At 55.2% G+C, this 19,324-nt stretch carries 15 protein-coding genes; 8 read left to right on the forward strand and 7 right to left on the reverse strand.

Features of this window, described 5'->3' with window-relative positions; translation table 11 throughout:
- Positions 1-16: 16 nt before the first annotated feature.
- Positions 17-724: a dihydromonapterin reductase gene (gene folM / locus ACN0RL_RS10475; RefSeq protein WP_417516445.1), complete on the reverse strand. Its 708-nt coding sequence runs from the start codon at positions 722-724 to the stop codon at positions 17-19.
- 145 nt (positions 725-869) lie between these two features.
- Here folM and ACN0RL_RS10480 point away from each other — a divergent pair, with 145 nt between their 5' ends.
- The 4 genes from ACN0RL_RS10480 to ACN0RL_RS10495 all read left to right on the forward strand — a co-directional run bounded on the left by ACN0RL_RS10480 (position 870) and on the right by ACN0RL_RS10495 (position 5,814).
- The gene (locus tag ACN0RL_RS10480; protein ID WP_417516447.1) at positions 870-1,118 is read left to right on the forward strand and encodes a helix-turn-helix domain-containing protein; all 249 of its coding nucleotides are present in this window, start codon (positions 870-872) and stop codon (positions 1,116-1,118) included.
- 94 nt (positions 1,119-1,212) lie between these two features.
- Positions 1,213-1,896, forward strand: coding sequence for a HipA domain-containing protein (locus ACN0RL_RS10485; protein WP_417516530.1), 684 nt, complete (start codon positions 1,213-1,215; stop codon positions 1,894-1,896).
- Complete coding sequence (locus ACN0RL_RS10490; protein ID WP_417516532.1) at positions 1,850-3,553, forward strand: VRR-NUC domain-containing protein; 1,704 nt, start codon at positions 1,850-1,852, stop codon at positions 3,551-3,553. Before ACN0RL_RS10485 ends, ACN0RL_RS10490 begins: the two co-directional genes overlap by 47 nt.
- The gene (locus tag ACN0RL_RS10495) at positions 3,550-5,814 is read left to right on the forward strand and encodes a helicase C-terminal domain-containing protein (protein WP_417516449.1); all 2,265 of its coding nucleotides are present in this window, start codon (positions 3,550-3,552) and stop codon (positions 5,812-5,814) included. The genes ACN0RL_RS10490 and ACN0RL_RS10495 overlap by 4 nt, the downstream gene beginning before the upstream one ends.
- 28 nt (positions 5,815-5,842) lie before the next feature.
- Here the strand turns inward: ACN0RL_RS10495 and ACN0RL_RS10500 are convergent, their stop codons facing one another.
- The 3 genes from ACN0RL_RS10500 to ACN0RL_RS10510 form a co-directional block, all read right to left on the reverse strand.
- The gene (locus ACN0RL_RS10500) at positions 5,843-6,214 is read right to left on the reverse strand and encodes a VOC family protein (RefSeq protein WP_417516451.1); all 372 of its coding nucleotides are present in this window, start codon (positions 6,212-6,214) and stop codon (positions 5,843-5,845) included.
- A 56-nt stretch (positions 6,215-6,270) separates the two neighbouring features.
- Positions 6,271-8,631: an EAL domain-containing protein gene (locus tag ACN0RL_RS10505; protein WP_417516453.1), complete on the reverse strand. Its 2,361-nt coding sequence runs from the start codon at positions 8,629-8,631 to the stop codon at positions 6,271-6,273.
- A 225-nt stretch (positions 8,632-8,856) separates the two neighbouring features.
- The gene (locus ACN0RL_RS10510; protein ID WP_417516455.1) at positions 8,857-10,119 is read right to left on the reverse strand and encodes an FAD-dependent oxidoreductase; all 1,263 of its coding nucleotides are present in this window, start codon (positions 10,117-10,119) and stop codon (positions 8,857-8,859) included.
- Between the two features lie 120 nt (positions 10,120-10,239).
- Here ACN0RL_RS10510 and ACN0RL_RS10515 point away from each other — a divergent pair, with 120 nt between their 5' ends.
- On the forward strand, positions 10,240-10,809 hold the full coding sequence (locus ACN0RL_RS10515) for a hypothetical protein (RefSeq protein WP_417516457.1): 570 nt from the start codon (positions 10,240-10,242) through the stop codon (positions 10,807-10,809).
- Between the two features lie 85 nt (positions 10,810-10,894).
- Here ACN0RL_RS10515 and ACN0RL_RS10520 read toward each other — a convergent pair whose 3' ends face one another.
- Genes ACN0RL_RS10520 through ACN0RL_RS10530 form a run of 3 tightly spaced genes read right to left on the reverse strand, consistent with a single transcriptional unit; the run spans position 10,895 to position 13,718 of the window.
- Positions 10,895-11,506: a cytochrome b/b6 domain-containing protein gene (locus ACN0RL_RS10520; RefSeq protein ID WP_417516459.1), complete on the reverse strand. Its 612-nt coding sequence runs from the start codon at positions 11,504-11,506 to the stop codon at positions 10,895-10,897.
- Complete coding sequence (locus tag ACN0RL_RS10525; protein WP_417516461.1) at positions 11,503-13,113, reverse strand: tetrathionate reductase family octaheme c-type cytochrome; 1,611 nt, start codon at positions 13,111-13,113, stop codon at positions 11,503-11,505. Before ACN0RL_RS10525 ends, ACN0RL_RS10520 begins: the two co-directional genes overlap by 4 nt.
- A gap of 59 nt (positions 13,114-13,172) precedes the next feature.
- Positions 13,173-13,718 carry a rhodanese-like domain-containing protein gene (locus tag ACN0RL_RS10530; RefSeq protein WP_417516463.1) on the reverse strand — a complete coding sequence of 182 codons (546 nt, stop codon included), beginning with the start codon at positions 13,716-13,718 and terminating at the stop codon, positions 13,173-13,175.
- 301 nt (positions 13,719-14,019) lie between these two features.
- On the opposite strand from ACN0RL_RS10530, the gene ACN0RL_RS10535 reads away from it, so the two are divergent.
- The 3 genes from ACN0RL_RS10535 (at position 14,020) to rbbA (ending at position 19,322) form a co-directional block, all read left to right on the forward strand.
- Positions 14,020-15,453 carry a phospholipase D family protein gene (locus ACN0RL_RS10535; protein WP_417516465.1) on the forward strand — a complete coding sequence of 478 codons (1,434 nt, stop codon included), beginning with the start codon at positions 14,020-14,022 and terminating at the stop codon, positions 15,451-15,453.
- A gap of 136 nt (positions 15,454-15,589) precedes the next feature.
- Positions 15,590-16,561 carry an HlyD family secretion protein gene (locus ACN0RL_RS10540; RefSeq protein WP_417516467.1) on the forward strand — a complete coding sequence of 324 codons (972 nt, stop codon included), beginning with the start codon at positions 15,590-15,592 and terminating at the stop codon, positions 16,559-16,561.
- A complete protein-coding gene (gene rbbA, locus ACN0RL_RS10545; RefSeq protein ID WP_417516469.1) occupies positions 16,554-19,322 on the forward strand; it encodes a ribosome-associated ATPase/putative transporter RbbA in 2,769 nt (922 codons plus the stop codon). Before ACN0RL_RS10540 ends, rbbA begins: the two co-directional genes overlap by 8 nt.
- Positions 19,323-19,324: the final 2 nt, after the last annotated feature.

The raw sequence follows: 19,324 nt of genomic DNA on the forward strand, positions 1-19,324 counted from the left end.
TCGTTAAACGGCGCCATCAAATCAGGTGGCGCCCACCATCCAGAGGTATGGTTCTGCCGGTAATGTAGGGATTGTTCAGGATAAACTGCAGAGTTTGTACGGCTACTTCTACCCCCGGCTCGAGCCCCATCAATGACTTTTTCAGGGTTTTTTTCCGATAGGCGTCGCTATCACCCTCGTTAAACATGATCAGCGACGGCGCCAGGCTGTTGACCTTGACCCGGGGAGCCAGCAATCGTGAAAACGACAAGGTGAGGTTGGCGAGAGCGGCCTTACTGGCGGCATAAGCGATGTGTTTCGCACTGCCCTTTTCAACCACGTAGTCAGTCATGTGGATAATGTCGGTGGTTGAATCTCCATGCTCCAGCATTGCCCGGCAGGCGAGATTAATCCGGTAAGGGGCCATGGCATGAATCTGCATCATCGCACTCATTACATCGGCCGGATCAGAGTCGTCGCTTTCGGGTAGCCAGTCCGAAGCGTTGTGAATGATCGCCCGCAATCTGTCAGTCTTTGTTTTGAGGGTGTCTATAAACGCATCAATGCCCTCATTCGTGGCAAAATCCGCCTGGATACACAGCGCCCCGGCTTTTTGCAGTGCTTCGACCGCTGGCCGATGGGTGCGGTAGGTAACGATGATGGGCTGACCCTGTTCGAGACAGGCCTGGGCGAAAGCCAGTCCGATGCGCTGGCCTGCGCCGGTAATCAGTATGGGGGCGGTCATGAGCTTCTCCTGTAGATATGAGTGGTGATTACGTTGTTGCAGACGGCTTGGGTCAACCGATCAAGGCTTTATACCTTTTGGGGGTTAGTGTTGACTTTATTCCCTTTAGGGGATAAAAAGAATTAATCCTCTAATGGGTATAGGTATGAAAGTCACATCGCCCGAAGCACTCTCAACGGCCATAAAAAATGCCAGGCACCAGCAAAATCTCAGCCAGCAGGCTACAGCAGCCAAAGTCGGTGTGAAGCAGGCCACTGTTTCGAGTTTCGAGAACCATCCGGACAAAAGCCGAATCGAGACCCTGTTCAAGCTCCTCTCTGCTCTCGATCTTGAGTTGCGTGTGGTGGAGCGTGGTGCACCGGATTCGGTAAACGGCTGGAGCGAAGAGTGGTGAGTGTGCTATCGGCTTTCTCGACCATAGCAACATAGATCTTCGGGAAAGTGGCGAGAATGAATGGCTCTGCCTGCAACTCCTGAAAGCATTTGGGCTGCCGGCCGCTAACGCTGAGCTTGGCCAGTTCGGTCAACAAAAGGTTCTGATTGTCGAGCGCTTTGATCGGCGCTGGTCAAAGGATTCCGAATGGTTAATGCGATTGCCTCAGGAAGACCTTTGCCAGGCGCTCGGTGTGGCGCCTGCGATCAAATATGAGAGCGATGGTGGGCCGGGCATTCGTGATGGCATGAAGCTTCTTCTTGGCTCACAGGAAGCTAACAGGGATCGCGAAATCTTCTTCAAGGCACAGATAGTGTTTTGGCTGCTTGCGGCGATTGATGGTCATGCCAAAAATTTCAGCCTGTTCATTGAGCCTGGTTCAGCCTACCGCATGACACCTCTCTACGATGTGATCTCAGCTTATCCGCTCATGGCGCAAGGAAGCCTGGCACCGCAAAAAGCTAAAATGGCCATGTCTGTAAAAGGTCGCAATCGCCACTATCATTGGGATCGCATTGAGCCAAGGCATTTCATAACTACCGCTCAACAGGTTGGTTTTTCCAGCGAGAGGACGAGCGAACTGCTTGGCGAGATTGCAGGGCAGGTGCAAGCTGTTATCAGTAAAGTGGAGGCCTTGTTACCCTGCGATTTTCCATCGCGTATCAGTGAGCCCATTCTGGAGGGCGTTCAACATCAAGCCGAAAAGCTGGGACACTCGACCTGCCGCCGCGGATCTTGAAAATCCCTTGTACTACCTGGAAAACATGGAAACAGTGGTCGCGTGGGTGTCTAACCACCACTCGGATCTGCTGCTGGAGTCGGAACGGCAAAGGTTGAAGGCGTTTTTTGAGTTAAGCCGCCCCGCCCGAGCATTGCTAACCCGTATGATCATGCGCACCGGGGATGTGTTTCGCGCGGACAAGCTGAGTTACCCGGAACTGGGAAGCCCGGAAACCGTCGCACTGGATGAGCTGATTGCAGTTGGCTGGCTGGATGCGGACCCGCTGTTGACGTTGGATGAACTCTTCCGCCTGTTCACCCTGGCCGAACTGCGCCCCGCGTTTGCGCCGGTTCTTGCGCAGGTGGGATTAGCCAAAAACCTTCCCAAAGCCCGCATGTATGAAGCTTTGCAGGGCACCTTCATCGATGCTCACAACCTGGCGGACTGGTTTGATCAAGCGATGGCCCCGGTAGTAAGGGTCAATCAGATGGCGCTATTCGATCGCATTCGCCTGATGTTCTTCGGTAATCTGCGCCAGAGCTGGTCGGATTTTGTGCTGGTTGAGCTGGGTCACCATCGGTACGAACAAGTTGAGTTTACCCCTGAAGCACGGGCTTTTTCTCAGCGTAGCGAGGTGGATACCTATCTGGCCATGCATAACTGCCGCGAAAACCTCGATGGAGGAGTAACCGCCGCTGAAGTCTGGGCAGATATACCGGCAGCCACGGACAACCCCTGGCTGATCAGCCGCCGGGATCGCCTGTTGCTGGAGCTGGGGCGGCAGGCGGAACGTCAGGGTGAGCGTGAACTGGCATTGCAGGCGCTGGCAGCAAGCGGTCACAGAGAGGCGCGGCTGAAACAGCTGCGGCTGCTGGAACGGATGAAGCGCTTTGCAGAAGCCTGGGACATCGCCGCGCAATGGGAGGGTGAAGAGTTAAGTGATGCCGAAGCTCAGGGCCTGTCGCGCATCGTAAAACGACTGGCAAAAAAAGTGGACGAGCCAGTTCCGGCGGCACCGGAGAACCCGGAAATCCGCGAGTTCACGCTGACTCTGCCACAGACCGTTGGCTCAGTTGAGATGGTGGTTCGGGATCACCTCTCCACGCCCGGGGCACCGGTGCTCTATGTGGAAAACACGCTTATCAACGGTCTGTTCGGTTTGCTGTGCTGGCACGCCATTTTCAAAGCCATACCCGGTGCTTTTTTTCATCCTTTCCACACAGGCCCAGCGGATCTGGTGCGGGAAGATTTTGTCAGCCGCAGGAAAGCTGCGTTTGATCAGTGCTTTGCGGCGCTGGCGGATGGCAGCTACCGCAAGATAATTCTGGATACCTACGCCGCCAAACAGGGCATTACAAATCCTTTTGTAACCTGGCCAGCGCTGAGCGAAGAGCTTCTGATTCTGGCGCTGGACTGCATACCTGCTGCAGATCTTGGTGTTCTCTTTGAGCGGCTTCTATTGAATATTCGCGAACATCGCAGTGGTTTCCCTGATCTTATAAGATTTTACTCGGAGATCGCAGACAATAAGCCCCGTTACGAAATGATCGAAGTAAAAGGCCCGGGCGACCGGCTCCAGGATCATCAAATCCGTTGGCTGCACTTTTTTGCCCGCCGGGGCATTGCCGCCAGCGTGTGTTATCTGCGCTGGCAGGACAGCGGAGCCACATCGTGAAGGTTGCGGTCAGAACCCTTTGCGAGTTTGCTGCCCGGGAGGGCGATCTGGACTTTCGCTACACCCCTGCGCCCAGTGCGGAAGAAGGTATCGCCGGCCACCAGGCCATTCAGGGCAAGCGCGGATACGGCTATAAAAGCGAGTATTCACTTACCGGTGAATGCATGGGATTAGAGTTATATGGCCGGGCTGATATTTATAACCCCCACTCTGGCCTGTTGGAAGAAATCAAAACCCACCGTGGCGATGTCTCCCGAATCCGGCCGCATCAGCGGGCTTTGCACCGGGCCCAGCTAAGAGCCTATGGCGCCCTGCTTTGCAGACAGGAAAACCGCAAAACCCTGAAGCTGTCGCTGGTGTATTTCAATATTGGCAACAACCGGGAAACGCCGGTCACTGACACTGCGACCGCCGGTGAGTTATGGCAGGAACTGGAAGCCCTTTGCGGGCGTTACCGATTATGGGCAGAGCAGGAAGCCCACCATCGTGAACAGCGGGATATTCGTCTGGCAGGCCTGCGTTTTCCGTTTGCCCGGTTTCGGCCTCGCCAGCGCCAGCTTGCCGAAACCGTCTATAAAAACGCCGTTAAAGGTGGAACCTTGCTGCTGGAAGCACCCACGGGCCTGGGTAAAACTCTGGGCACCCTGTTCCCTGCACTTATGGCTATGCCAACTGCCAAACACGACCGGCTGGCCTATCTCACCTGCCGTAACACGGCCCGGCAACTCGCCATGGACGCGGTAGACCGTTTGCGGGCAGCGCAGGATGAGCCGCACATCTGGCCCCTCCGTACTCTGGAACTGGTGGCCAAATCAGATGCTTGTGAGCATCCGGACAAAGCCTGCCATGGCGATTCCTGTCCACTGGCAAAAGGATTCTTTGATCGGTTGCCAGACGCCCGCGCCGAAGCCGCCCAGGCGGGCGCAACGCTCACGCAGGAGATGCTGGCAAAGATCGCTCTCGGCCACGACATCTGCCCGTATTTTCTGGCCCAGGAAATGGCGCGTTGGTGCGACGTGATCATCGGCGATGTGAACCGGATGTTTGATCAATCTGCTCTGCTCCACGGTCTCACCCGACAGAACAGCTGGAAAACCGCCGTTCTCGTGGATGAAGCCCACAATCTGGTGGATCGCGGCCGGGGTATGTATTCGGTGCAGCTGGATCAGCAGCGATTGCTGAAAGTTCGCAAAACCGCACCCAAGACCTTGAAACCGCATCTGGATCGCACCGCCCGTGCCTGGCAGGGTGTTATCCGTGATCAATCTGAGACGGGTGACAAGCCGGTGTTTCTCGATAACCTGCCCGCTGCACTCACCGGCAGCCTGCAAGGACTGGTATCCGGCCTCTCGGATTACCTCGCAGACAATCCACCGGATCTGGCGCTGCAGGAGCTGCTGTTTGAATCCGTTGCCTTTATGAAGCTTGCAGACTCCTTTGGCGACCATTCCCTGTGCGAGTTTCGTCGTGAAGGCCGGGGCCGCGCCAGCCTGAGCATCCAGAACCTGGTGCCGGCGGATTTCCTGCGCGACCGCTTTCAGGCAGCTGCCTCGGTATTGCTGTTTTCCGCAACCCTGAGCCCTGGTGTGTATTACCGGGATTTGCTGGGCTTGCCGGAGGGCAGCCGGTTTATTTCGCTACCCAGCCCCTTCAGTGCCGACCAGTTACAGGTGCATTTCACACCAAAGATCAGCACCCGCCAAGCCCATCGCGAGGCGTCGGTATTGCCCATCGCTACGCTGGTTGCCAAGCAGTATCGGGAGCGCCCCGGGCACTATCTGGCGTTCTTCAGCAGCTTTAAATATCTGAATGAGGTTAGCGAAGCATTGTCTGGCCATGATCCTGATGTGCCTCAGCGATCCCAGCATCCGGGAATGAGCCCACAGCAGCGCAAGGAGTTTCTCGCGGGGTTCCGCGAAGAATCCGGTAGCGTGGCCTTTGCCGTTCTGGGTGGTGTGTTCAGTGAAGGAATTGATTTGCCGGGTGATCAGTTGATCGGTGCCTTTGTCGCCACTCTGGGCTTACCGCCTTTTGATGCCTGGCACGAGATTCTCAGACATCGCCTGCAGCGCCGCTTTGGTGCCGGCTATGACTACACCTACCTGATTCCGGGTTTGCAAAAAGTGGCCCAGGCCGCCGGGAGGGTGATTCGCACGCCGGATGACCGGGGGGTGATCTGGCTGATAGACGACCGCTTTATGCAGCCGCAGATTGGGGGATTGTTGCCGCGATGGTGGTTTGCAACCGGGGCCGCAGAGTAAAGCGGCCCCGATCAGAAACGGAGCAGAATTAACCGAAGTGGTAGAACGCCACTTTGTTGCCGTCCTGGTCTTTCACGTAGGCACCGTAGAACTGGTCAGGAATGCGTTGCCCAGGCTCGCCATCACAGGTCGCACCCAGCTCAAGCGCCTTTTTGTAGTAGGTATCAACTGCTTCTTTGGAGCCTGGCCAAAAAGCGAGCATATTGCCGTTGCCGGGATGGTTTGGCGAGCCGTCGAACGGTGTGCAAACTGCCAGCATCGGCCCCTTCATGCTTTCACCAATAAACGCAATGCGGCCCATGTCGAGCAGAAGCTTTGCGCCCATACCGCCCAGAAGCTCTGAGTAGAACTTCTTGGCTCTTTCCATATCGCTGACACCAATGGTGACGTATCCAATCATGCTCAATTCTCCTGTTTCGCGCAGTGTACCTGCGCGGTTTGTGTTATGACGTTGCCCTATTCTACCAACCGGTTGTCCCACCGGAAATTCGCTGCCCAGTGCAGGGCTTCCGGAAGTGGCACAGGCTTGCTGTAGAAAAAGCCCTGGCCTATATCACAGCCAAGCTCAATCAGCTTGCGCTCAACCTCTGCGCTTTCAATACCTTCAGCGACCAGCCGTCGTTTGAAACTTTTCGAGAGACTGACGATGGCACTGACAATCATACTGTCGTCCGCGTCTTCCAGCATATCCATTACGAACGAGCGGTCAATTTTGATCTCTTGAGCCGGCAGTCGCCGGAAATAATCCAGCGACGAGTACCCGGTTCCGAAGTCGTCCAGAGAAATATCTACACCGAGCTCGCGGCAGGCTCTGAGATTTTTCAGAACGGTTTCAGTATCGTCCATCGCTGTGGTTTCAAGAATTTCCAGAATAAGGTGTGCCCGCAATTCCCTGGGGCAGTTTTTCAGCGCCTCGGCTAAATCGTCTCCAAACTGCTGGCTCAGGAAGTGCGAAGGGCTCAGATTGACGCTCAGAGTGTAAGGCAGATCCTGTCGCGCAAATTCTATCAGTTGCTTTACGGCTTCCCGGATCACAAAGTTCCCCAGGGTGCGTGCATGCTCTGTGTATTCGATATGCTCCAGGAAATGTGCGGGCCCGAGAACGCCCTCGTCCGGGTGGTTCCAGCGTATCAGGGCTTCAAAACCGTTCACTGAACCATTACGAAAGCAGATTTTGGGCTGATAGTATAATTCAAGCTCTTCGTTGCGCAGAGCATTGCCAATCTGGTCCAGCACCCTGATCCGCTCCTTACGAGACGAATGCGACTGCAGGTCAAATACCTTGAAGCAGTTCTTGCCGACTTCCTTGGCGGCATACATGGCCTGATCTGCATGGCGAAGCAGCAAGTCAGTATCCGAGTCATCGTCCGGGTACACAGTGATACCCATGCTGCCAGAAATCTGAAGCACGTGATGCCGGAAGTTGATAGGTTGCCGGATGGCATCCAGCAAGCGTGCATATACCCGTTCATCGGCGACATCCCGCAGGATAGCAACAAACTCGTCACCGCCCAGGCGGGCCACTATGTCATGGGTGCGCACGGCAGCCTGGAGTTTTGCGGCCACGGACTTAAGAACCGCATCACCTACCGAATGTCCATGCTCGTCGTTGATGGCTTTGAAACCGTCCAGATCAATGAAGCATACAGACACCAGGCCCTTTCTCTGGCCGGCTTCGTAGAGCTCCTGTTCGAACAGTTCGGTGAGCCGATGGCGATTGGGCAGGCCGGTCAACGCATCGAAATTAGTGGCCAGCTCAAGATCCTGTTTATGGGACCTTTGCTCCTCATACAACCGCTTGCGCTCGATCAGGTTGCCGAGGGTTTGTGACAGCGGCGCCAGCTCGTCTGCAAGCTTCTGGGTGTAACCCTCAGCCCGGTTAGCCAGACCAATCAATCCCAGATGTGTATTGCCGGAAAATACAGGGATACCGATATAGGTATGAATAGGCGGGTGCCCTGCGGGCAAACCACCCCGTCGAGGGTCCTGGGACAGATTATTGGAGATCATGATTTCGCCGGTCACCATGGGTTGCCCCAGAATGTTGTCCAGGCGGTCGAAAATCATGCCTCGGCGCTCAACTTCCTGGTACAGAGCCTGGGTTTCCGGGCTCCATGCGATGTTGGTAATGGCGCCGACTCTCAGAAAAGGAGTGCCGTTACTCTCATGCAAAACTTCTCCGATAAACCCGAACTGGCTTCCCGTGAGGGCGAGCAGATCACTGAGCATTGGGCCAAATGCTGAACGTTCGTTGTCGCTGGTGAGAAAAACATTCTGGGCATGGTGAATGGCCCGGTTGAGGTGGGAAACCGGCACATACTCACTCTTGTCAGACTCGATGTATGAGCGCTCAAGCTCCTCTTCCACCATGGTGGCCAGGGTGCGAAGTACCTCCAGATCTTTTTCGCTGAACTGTCGCGGCTGGTCATCAATGATGCACAAGGTGCCGATTTTGAAGCCACCAGGTTCACGCACGGGCATGCCCGCGTAGAAACGGATATGCGGACTATCCATCACGAGAGGATTTTTGCGAAAACGCGGATCCTCGGTGGCGTCTTCCACTACAAAAATCTGATCCTGCCGTATGGCATGATCGCAGAATGCTATGGAGCGGGGTGTTTCGGCTATCTCAATTCCCTGACGCGACTTGAACCATTGGCGGTCATGATCCAGCACTGTGAACAAGGCAACTTTTACGTGATAGTGCTGCCGGGCTATGCGTGTAAGCCTTTCAAAACGTTCTTCAGGAGGCGTGTCGAGAAGACCCAGCCGGATCAGCGCCGCGAGTCGTCTTTTTTCGCTTTCCGTATCATTCATTCGGGATCCTTGATGAAACCAGCGAATGAAATGTTAACAGATCGGGATTTTTCAGGTTGTGACATTTAGTGAACCGCAAAAGCGTGAAGAACAGCAGACCTCTGAAGGCCATCAGCTATAAGAGGCTTGATATAAGATAATAGCAGCGGGAGGCCATAGCGCCAGAGCGCTATGGCCATTAATCGAAGAAAAAACTGATACCGAAGGGGCTCCGGCGTTGCGTTGTCAGATTGAGCGGCTCGCCGGCTTTGCAAGCCACTCATGGCCTTTGAGCATTACGTGCCAGTACAGCGCAGGAAGTTGCTTGGCTTTCAGAAACCAGGCGGCTTTGGTGGCTTTGGTACCATCGTTTATCCAGGATGGAAAAGTGGGCTGCAACGCTCCGCCATAGCCAAATTCCGCCAGCACAATACGACCGTTCTCCACGGTCAGCGGGCAGGATCCGTAGCCAAGGTAAGCCGCTGTCATCGGCTGGTTGCGCAGGCTTGCGATCAGGTTCTCGGCAACAACCGGTGCTTGTTTACGCACGGCTGCCGCGGTTTTTGCGTTGCCTGTGCCACTCACGTCCCCCAGGCCGAAGATGTTGGTGTGGCGCTTGTGGCAGAGAGTGTCGTCTTCAAGATCCAGCCAGCCACCTTCGTTGGCCAACGGGGATTTCCGGATAAATTCAGGGGCGCGCTGGGGCGGGACGGCATGCAGCATATCAAAGCCGATTTCCCGATCTTCGGTGTTGCCGTCCGCATCTGTTCGACGAAATATGGCCTTTCGACACGGGCCGTTCACTGATACCAGATTGCTCTGGTAGTTAAGACCGATGCCGTACTTCTCAATGTAGCTCTCCAGTGCCGGAACGTAATCGGGAACGCCAAAAAGTACAGCGCCGGCATTGTGAAACTGAATGTCCAGATTATTCAGGACATTGTTCCGGAGCCAATAATCCGAAGACAGATACATGGCCTTCTGAGGCGCCCCGGCGCACTTGATGGGCATGGGTGGCTGGCTAAACAGGGCCCGGCCGCTTTTGAGGTTCTGTACCGTTTCCCAGGTGTACCTGGCCATTCCTTCCTGGTAGTTGGATGTAACACCGTTTGAGCCCAGAGCTTCTTTCAGGCCATCAATACCGTTCCAGTTCAGTTCCAGCCCGGGTGCCAGTACCAGCGCCTGATAGCCGATGCTGGAGCCATCCGCCAGCGTGACACGGTTATTTTCCTCATCAACAGAAGACACAGATTGTTTGTACCAGGAGACGAACCCGGGCATAACCGAAGACATGGGCTTTGAGGTTATTTCCGGTTTGAATATGCCACCGCCGACCATTGTCCAGCCGGGCTGGTAATGGTGCTTTTGTGCTGGTTCGATAATTGCGATATCCAGCGAACTGTCTCTTTTATGAAGGCTGGAGGCAACGGAAATGCCTGCGGCCCCGCCTCCTACGATAACGACTGTGTGGTGTTTGTTTTTATCCTGCTCTGTTGCGCTGTTACTCATGCCTGAAACCTCTTGTCATTATTTGAAAGCGTGATCTTCTCTTGAGATACATCAAATCGTATCAAACAATGAGTTCTATCGTTATATAAATTAGTAATATAAAAGCCGCCGGTTCACTGCATGGCGGATCTGAAGACGATTTCACCGGTTTCAGATCTGACTGAAGGTGACTTTGTCACTGAACGTTGTGGGCGCCTGGCCTACTCTTGTTGCATACCAACGATTAACCGACACAAGGAGCACCTCACAATGATCAAATCACTCAAGGCACTTATCGCAGCGGCCATCGTTGCTGTTGCCCCCATCAGCGCTCAGGCAGGAGATCAGAAAATGGTTGAGGAAGTACTGGTGATTCTTTCAAGCGATTCCCTGCAAACTCAGGGTATGGCGATGGTTCTTTCGAATACCATGGCTCAGCAGGGTGCCAAAGTGAACGTACTGCTGTGTGACAAGGCAGGTGATCTGGCTTTGAAGAGCTATGAAGCACCGGCTCTGAAGCCGAAGGATGTGACCCCCGGCCAGATGCTGCGTGGCCTGATGAAGCAGGGCGGTGTGGCCAATGTGTGCGCGCTGTATCTACCTAACAGCGATTACAGCAAGAACGACCTGATTGACGGTGTGGGTGTGGCTACTCCTCCGGAAATGGCGGACCAGATGCTGAATCCGGCAATGCGTACCTTCACTTTCTGAGATTCTCTGATACAACTCTGAGATATGAAAAAGCCGGCTCCTTTTACAGGGCCGGCTTTTTTGTGTGTAGCACAAACTCGAATTATCAGGATTTTCTGGCAGGCTCGTCCAGATCCTCGTAGCCTGTCACCATGGGCTTGATCAGGCTGGTGATGGTATGGCCCATTGTCGCCATATACACATGAGCGATAATGAAAACCAGCATCGCAAAGGCCGCAGCTGTATGGACCAGTGCCACAGTTTCAAGGCTTAGCGCCCCGGCAATCACGGCAGGCCAGTCGTTGTAGAACAGATACAGCAAACCGCTCACCCAGATGATGGGTGAGACCACCAGTTTGAAAAACAGATAGGCCAGACGCTGCAGCGGGTTGTGTTTGGCCTTGGTGGTTTTGCGGTACGGGTGTTCGGCACCGGTAAAAGTGCCAATCAGATAATAGTGCATTACGGCAAACAGACCGTCCCGGGTTGGCACGTACTGACGCCACTCACCGGTGGTGATGTGCCAGAAAATAGCAAACAGCCAGAGCACGATCAGTGACCATGCTGCGATGGTATGCAGCCGCGTAGCGTCACCAAAGCCCAGCAGCGAATAACTGCCGTGAATTTCAAAGCCGGTAATCAGCAAGCTGAAAATCAGCAGAGCCTGAAACCAGTGCCAGAAGCGCTCAAAGCGTTTGTAGATCAGCACCTTGCTCATGATTGCTTCCTCCCTTTGACGACCACGCGAATTACCCCGTGAATAACCACTCCGATAAGTGTCAGCACCACGATTAGCCAGCCTATGCGGTCCAGCCAGGGGTTGGCGCTATGCCCGGGCATGTAGATGCCGCCGATACCCGCCAGGCGGCTTTCTGTGGCATGGCACGAGCCACAGCGCAAGGCCTGGTCTGCGGGCGGTACCATGTGGGTAATGGGCCAGTACATCTTGGTTTCGATAAAATCGAATTGACCACTGAACGGCATACCGGACTCTTCACTGGCAAACTTGAGTGCTTTAGGCCAGTCGTAGTTGCTCCACAGCGACGAATCATCAGCACCGAATACGTGAGTGGCCAACAGCGTTTTGCGTTCGGTATCGAAAGGCTGTTTGCCGCGCATCAGCTTGAACGGCCAGATGCGTGAGCCGGGGTCATTTGGCTCACCATCCAACCGGTTGATCTCCAACGGCGGGTTATCAATGTCGAACTGGTCATCCACCATAGTGTATTCCACGGTGCCATCAAACCAGGCGTAGTAGGGCACTACATTCTCACCGTGGCGGAAATCACCCTTCTCGCTCAGATAGCTCACATGGCCAGACTCATCATATTTGGTGATGGGCTTGCTGTTCTCGTCGAGCTTGCCGGCGGTAGACCAGTCCCACCACATCTTGGTGGGAACGCCGCCCCGGGCAAACGCCGGCACGTGGCAGGTCTGGCAAGCCAGTTTGTCTACATGGTCGTTCAGTTTTTCTTTTTCATGGGGCTCACCACCATGGCAGGATTCGCAGCTTGCGCGGCTGAGATCGGTGTGGCCGGGGATATCTATACCTAACGTATCTTTGGCGTTTACCTGATAGCGGCTACCGGAAACACTGTGGCCCCAGGTTGAATGACAGTCGGAACAGCTGAAATTACCGCCATCGGGCGACATGTGCACGTCGAGGGAACGGTCGGGCGACACCAGTGAGGAGTCGAGATCGCCGTGTTTAACACCGTCGCCACCGCCGCCGTAGAAGTGGCAGCTGCCGCAGTTAGCGCGGCCAGTAGCACCTACATTCTGGGCTATGTCGGGCAGATCCGGCGGCTGAACCATCTTGCCGCTGCCTTTGGGCCATTCCCGGGGCACATAGGTCGGGTCGCCTGCGAGGGTCGGGAACTTCCAGTAATCGCCGGTGGTATCGTGGCACACTAGGCAATCCACGGCCGAATCGGCTTCTGGCGGTGGCTGGTTCATGTCTTTCCAGCCGTAGCCTACGTGGCAGGAGGTACAACGGGGTTCATTGGTAACAGCCATACCGCAAAAGCTGTTGATAACTTTGTTTTTACCCAGCGTTTGCCCGGTCTCTTCATGTTGATAGAGCCAGGTCCAGTGGGTAGTAGCCTTGATTTGCCCCGCCGCTTCGGTGTGACATTCCAGGCAGGCTTCCGTCACCTGGCTGGCGGTTTCAAACGGACCTTTCAGGGATTTGAATTTGCTGTGATCCGCCGTGGCGGGGGCGCGCTCGACCGCCGCCATGCCGGGGTTACCTGCAAGCATCAGCAGGGCTGCCAGTAAACTCACCAAAAGGTATCGGCTTTGGTGAACTGTGATCAGCTTGGCCATGACGCCCTCCGTATTATTATCAGATTAAGGAAACGTCCGCGCCCTGCGTAAAGCGGTTGTCAGGGCTGGTATATTTTTTCCGGGTTAAGCTTCATGGACCAGGGAAGGCCATCGTTCTGCCAGCCGTTTACGATTCTCATGCCGGCTTTCTTGCCCTCTTTCGAGCCGCTGCCCTGGAAGCCGTGATCAATGTACTTCACGTTGGTGAAACCGTGCTCCAGCAGAAAATCGGCACTGGGCTTGCCACGGCTTGAGCCAGAGCGGCACATGGTGACAATCAGGGCATCCTTGTTAAGCCCTTTATCTTTCAGGGCCTGTTCAATACTGGCCGCGAAATCCGGATTGGGGGTCATGGCAAACCGGCCCTTGTCGGCAAGAAATTTATTGCGCTCAGCCAACATGAACGGGATATTCGTATCTACCGTGTCGGTGAAGCCGATAAACATGATCTCTACCGGATCCCGAACATCCACAAACAGCATTTGATCGCCCTGCTTTTGAACCAGATCGTAGGTTTCTTGCGGGGTAAGGGAGAGAGCTTCTTCCGCCGAAGCATGAAAGCTCAGCCCGAAGGTAACAAGAAGCATAGCCAGTACAAATCGCATCGCTTTTTCTCCTGAATTCATAATATAAAAGAGGCAGCTTTTACCATACCCTCGAAGGCGCATAAGCCTCAATGCCTGAAATAAGCTTATAATCTTTAGTTTGACTGGCGTCAAAATAGTGGCGAGATAGCTGCTAGACTTAATCTTTTGTTAACAGGGAGTCATTCAATTGTCGAACCGGCCCACTTGGCATTACCCAGGCTTGTTATTCGCAATCGCCGTATTGCTGACGACAAACGGGTGCGCACTGCCCCCAATAACCGACCGTATTGAGAGTGTGTCGGTGCCTGCCGGAGAAACTGTGGATACCCGCCTTGGAAGCGCGGTTACTCCGCTGATTGAATTGCATCCGGGCGAGAGTGGAGTTGTGATGCTTGAAAACGCCCACGATGCCTTCGCTGCCCGTGCGTTGTTAGCAGAAGGCGCTGACGCCACACTGGATGTCCAGTATTACATCTGGCAATACGACATCACCGGCACGATGCTGTTGAATGCACTCTACCGTGCGGCCGAGCGGGGTGTTCGGGTTCGCCTCCTGCTGGATGACAACGGTATCTCCGGGCTTGATGAAGCGCTGGCAGCACTGGACACCCACCCCGATATTGAAATCCGGTTGTTCAATCCGTTCGTTGTGCGCAACCCTAAGTGGATCGGCTATCTCACCGACTTCTCGCGGTTGAACCACCGCATGCACAACAAATCCTTCACAGCGGATAACCAGGCTGCAATTATTGGCGGGCGCAATGTTGCCGACGAATACTTCGGGGCTGGCCAGGGAGCGCTTTTTGCAGACCTTGATCTATTAGCGATTGGCCCTGTCGTGAATGAACTTTCCGACGACTTTGATGCTTACTGGTCAAGCGCCTCGGCATACCCTGCTGCGACCATCTTGCCGGACTCCGGCGAGGAAAATCTGGCCCGCGTTGTGAAGACCTCCAGAGAATGCAGCGCCACCTCGGAAGCCAGCAAATACGTTTGTGTAGTGGAAGATTCGGAGTTTCTGAAAAAGCTGCTGGAGGGCAACCTGGAGTTCACCTGGGCACCGGTTTACATGGTTAGCGACGACCCTGCCAAGGTACTGGGGGAAAACCCGGAGAAAGGGTTGCTAAGCCGACAGCTGGCAGAAGCCATTGGCAGCCCCAAACGCCTGGTAACCCTGGTTTCGCCCTACTTTATTCCCACCAAAACCGGCGTTGAGATGTTCCGTAATCTGCAAAGTAATGGTGTGCAGGTGCGGGTACTGACCAACTCACTCGAAGCTAACGACGTGGCCATGGTGCACGCCGGTTATGCGAAATACCGCAAACCGCTTCTGGAAGCGGGTGTGCAATTGTTTGAACTGCGAAAACTACCCGGCGGCGAGCCTGTAGAAAGCGATCTGCAGAGAAGCCTGATGGGCAGTTCGTCCTCCAGCCTGCACGCCAAAACCTTTGCCGTAGATGGCGAAAGTCTCTTTGTCGGTTCGTTCAATTTCGACCCCAGATCGGTTCACATCAATACAGAGTTGGGTTTTGTTATTGAGAGCCCGGAGCTGACTCAGATGATGGAAGCACGGTTTGAGGAGCAGGTGCGTATTACGGCTTACGAACTGGTTCTGGACGAGGACGGCGATTTACAGTGGATTGAGCGTAATGGCGAAGAAGTGATTCGGCACAGCCACGATCCTGGAACCGGGGTTATCAAGCGGATGCTGGTTTCTTTGTTCTCGTTTTTGCCTATTGAATCTTTGCTCTGAGTATTCTGCACGCCTTTGATACGTGTCAGTCATCGGAAAGCGGCCAGTAATATACTGATGTTCACTTCGAGATGGGTTCGCAAGCCCAAAACCGCACCGGGGAAGATGAATGTCCAGCTCAAACTCAAGACCCTATATGAAACTCATGGTCGCCTTGGCCATGATTGCACTGCTTGCGATCGTGGGCTGGCAGTTTCTTCCTGATGGCGATGAACTGCCTGAGCATGTTGTTTCAGGCAATGGTCGTATCGAGGCGACCCAGGTGGACGTTGCTACCCGGATTCCGGGTCGGTTGGAGAGCATTTTCGTGGCCGAAGGGGATCTGATTGAGGCAGGCACAGCGGTAGCCGCTATGGATACGGATGAACTGGACGCGACTCTGGCGGCTGCCCAGGCCAATCTGAGCCAGGCCATAGAAGGCAAGCGCCTGGCTGAAGCTGTTGTGAAGCAGCGGGAAAGCGAACGGCGTTTGGCTCGTGCAGAATTGAGTCGTTTCGAATCTCTGGTTGAAAAAGGCCATGTTTCCCGTGAGCAACTTGACCAGGCGAGCACCGCTGCAGAAACCGCCGAAGCGGCGTTGCAGGCTTCTAACGTTCAGGTTGCTTCGGCGCAGGCGGGTATTGCCGCTGCTCAGGCCAGTATCCGACAAATTGAAACCACTATTGATGACAGCCAACTTGAAAGCCCGATTGGTGGGCGTGTGCTCTATCGGCTTGCGGAGCCCGGTGAAGTACTGGCGGCCGGCGGCAAAGTTGCCACCATACTGGATGTTACCGACGTGTATATGACTGTGTTCCTGCCCACGGCTCAGGCCGGTAAAGTCAGGGTCGGGTCTGAAGCACGTATTATTCTGGATGCCCTGCCCGATTTCGTGGTGCCGGCGGAAGTGAGCTTTGTTGCTGCCGAAGCCCAGTTCACGCCCAAGGCGGTGGAAACCCGCAGTGAGCGGGAAAAACTCATGTTCAGAGTACGCATTCGCATCGATGCGGAACTGCTGAAAGCCTATCGCGACAGGGTAAAAACCGGTGTTCCGGGTGACGCCTATGTGCGCCTTGATGAAAGCAAGCCCTGGCCAGAAAAGCTGCAGGTGACCTTGCCCAATGGCTGAGATGCAGAACACGGGTATGGATGCTGAGGCGGGCGTAGCCAGGTTGGAGGCCCTCAGCCACGATTATGGCGCTCGTGTGGCTTTGCAAGACATCAACCTGAACGTTCCAGCCGGTTGCATGGTCGGATTGATTGGCCCGGATGGCGTGGGTAAGTCCACACTCCTGGGGCTGGTGGCCGGCGCCCGCAAACTGCAACAGGGCAAGTTGCAGGTGCTGGGTGGCGACATGGCCAGTTCCCGGTTTCGAAGAGAGGTGTCACCGCGCATTGCCTACATGCCCCAAGGCCTTGGAGGCAACCTTTACCATACCCTGACGGTCGACGAGAACATCGGTTTTTTTGCCGATCTGTTTGGCCTGACCGGTGCGGCCCGAACCGAACAGGTTGACCGTTTACTGGATGCCACCGGGCTGCTGGATTTCCGCAACCGGCCTGCGGGGAAGCTTTCCGGAGGCATGAAGCAGAAGCTGGGCCTGTGCTGTGCGCTTATCCACAACCCGGAGCTGCTGATTCTTGATGAGCCCACCACCGGGGTGGACCCGCTTTCACGCCAGCGCTTCTGGGATCTGATTGACACGATTCGCCGTCAGCAGCCATCCATGAGTGTGCTGGTGGCCACGGCCTATATGGAAGAAGCCGAGCGCTACGACTGGCTGGTTGCAATGGACGCAGGCGCCATTCTGGCGACGGGTTCCCCTGCTGCGTTGAAGCAGAAAACGGGCACAGAAACCCTGGATGATGCATTTATTGCCCTGTTGCCAGATGATCGCCAGGAGTTTGTATCCGGAGGTGAAGACTACGCCCCTTCGGCAAAAGGCGCGATTGCTCAGGGTGGTGATGCACCGGCCATAGAGGCTCACAATCTTACTCTGCGCTTTGGCGATTTTACGGCGGTGAAAAACGTCAGTTTTACCATCCCGAAGGGCGAGATCTTTGGCTTCCTGGGCTCCAACGGTTGCGGTAAGACCACAACCATGAAAATGCTCACAGGCCTGCTGACGCCTTCTGAAGGCGAGGTTTCCCTGTTCGGATCACCACTGGATGCCCGAGACCTGGCTACCCGCCAGCGCGTGGGTTATATGTCCCAGTCGTTCTCGCTCTATAGCGAGTTGACCGTGCGCCAGAACCTGGAGTTACACGCTCGCCTCTTTCACCTGCCGGCAGACACTATTGAAGCCAGGGTGACTGAGCTCACTGAGCAATTTGGCCTCGCCGAGGTGATGGAGCAGTTTGCCGGCGACCTGCCTCTGGGGGTACGCCAGCGTTTGTCCCTGGCCGTGGCGGTGGTGCATTCGCCGGAAGTGCTGATTCTTGATGAGCCCACCTCTGGCGTGGACCCTGGCGCTCGCAACCGCTTTTGGGCACTGTTGCTGAAATTGTCCAGGGAAGATGGCGTAACCATTTTTATCTCCACCCACTTCATGAACGAAGGTGAGCGTTGCGACCGGATTTCCCTGATGCATGCTGGCGAAGTCCTGGCCTGTGATACGCCAGCTGCTCTGGTTCGTGACGCTGGGGCTGACAGCCTTGAAACCGCATTCATGAAGACCCTCGAGGCTGTCGATAAAGAGCCGCAGAGCCGCGGTGATGGCAAGGTTCTGAGTGCGGATAGCTCACCGCCGCAGCGTGACAGAGCCTTCAGCCCGAGGCGACTTCTGGCCTATGCCCGCCGTGAGTCCCGGGAGCTGCTGCGCGACCCTATCCGAATGGCGTTTGCCTTTATTGGCTCAGCAATGCTCATGATGATTCTTGGCTACGGCATTACCCTGGACGTGGAAGACCTCTCTTTCGCGGTACTGGACCAGGACCAGAGCCCGGAGAGCCAGGATTACATCACGGCGGTTTCAGGCTCCCGGTATTTCGTGGAGCAACCTTCGATTGCAACCATGGAAGAGCTGGAACAACGCATGATATCCGGCGAACTCAGCCTGGCGCTCGCCTTCCCGCCTGGGTTTGGCAAGGATCTCAAACGTGGTCGGCCCACAGAGATAGCTGTCTGGATAGATGGCGCCATGCCGTTTCGTGGCGAGACCATTCTCGGATACATTCAGGGCCTGCATTTAAGCTATTTTGAGGACCTGATCCTGCGCACTTATGGCTCTGTGCCTACCCTGAGCCAGGTCTCCATAAAAACCCGCTACCGGTACAATCAGGAGTTCCGAAGCCTGGATGCCATGGTGCCCGCGGTTATCCCTATTCTGCTGATCTTTATTCCGGCGATTCTGATGGCTTTGGGCATTGTAAGGGAGAAAGAGTTGGGCTCCATCACCAACCTTTACGTAACCCCGGTAACCCGGCTGGAGTTCCTGCTGGGTAAACAGCTGCCCTACATCGGGTTCAGTATGGTGAGCTATGTGAGCCTCGTTTTGCTGGCAGTCTTCCTGTTTGATGTGCCTATCAAGGGCAGTGTGATGACACTGACACTGAGCGCGCTGCTCTTTGTTACTGTTACGACGGGCCTGGGCCAGGTGATCTCGGCCTTTGCATCTACCCAGATTGCTGCTTTGGCGGCTACCGCCATTATTACCATCTTGCCGACGGTTCAGTTCTCCGGTCTGACCGAACCCGTATCTGCTTTGGAAGGCGGTGCCGCGATTATTGGCCAGTTCTGGCCCGCCACCTGGTTTCTGGAGATTTCTCGGGGGGTGTTTACCAAGGGGCTGACCTTTGATGACCTGCAACATGCCTTCCTGATACTGGCGGCGTTCATTCCTGTACTCACGTTTTTGTCCGTGGCCTTACTCCGGAAACAGGGGCGCTGATG

This window comes from Marinobacter sp. (assembly GCF_048259445.1).
GTDB lineage: Bacteria > Pseudomonadota > Gammaproteobacteria > Pseudomonadales > Oleiphilaceae > Marinobacter.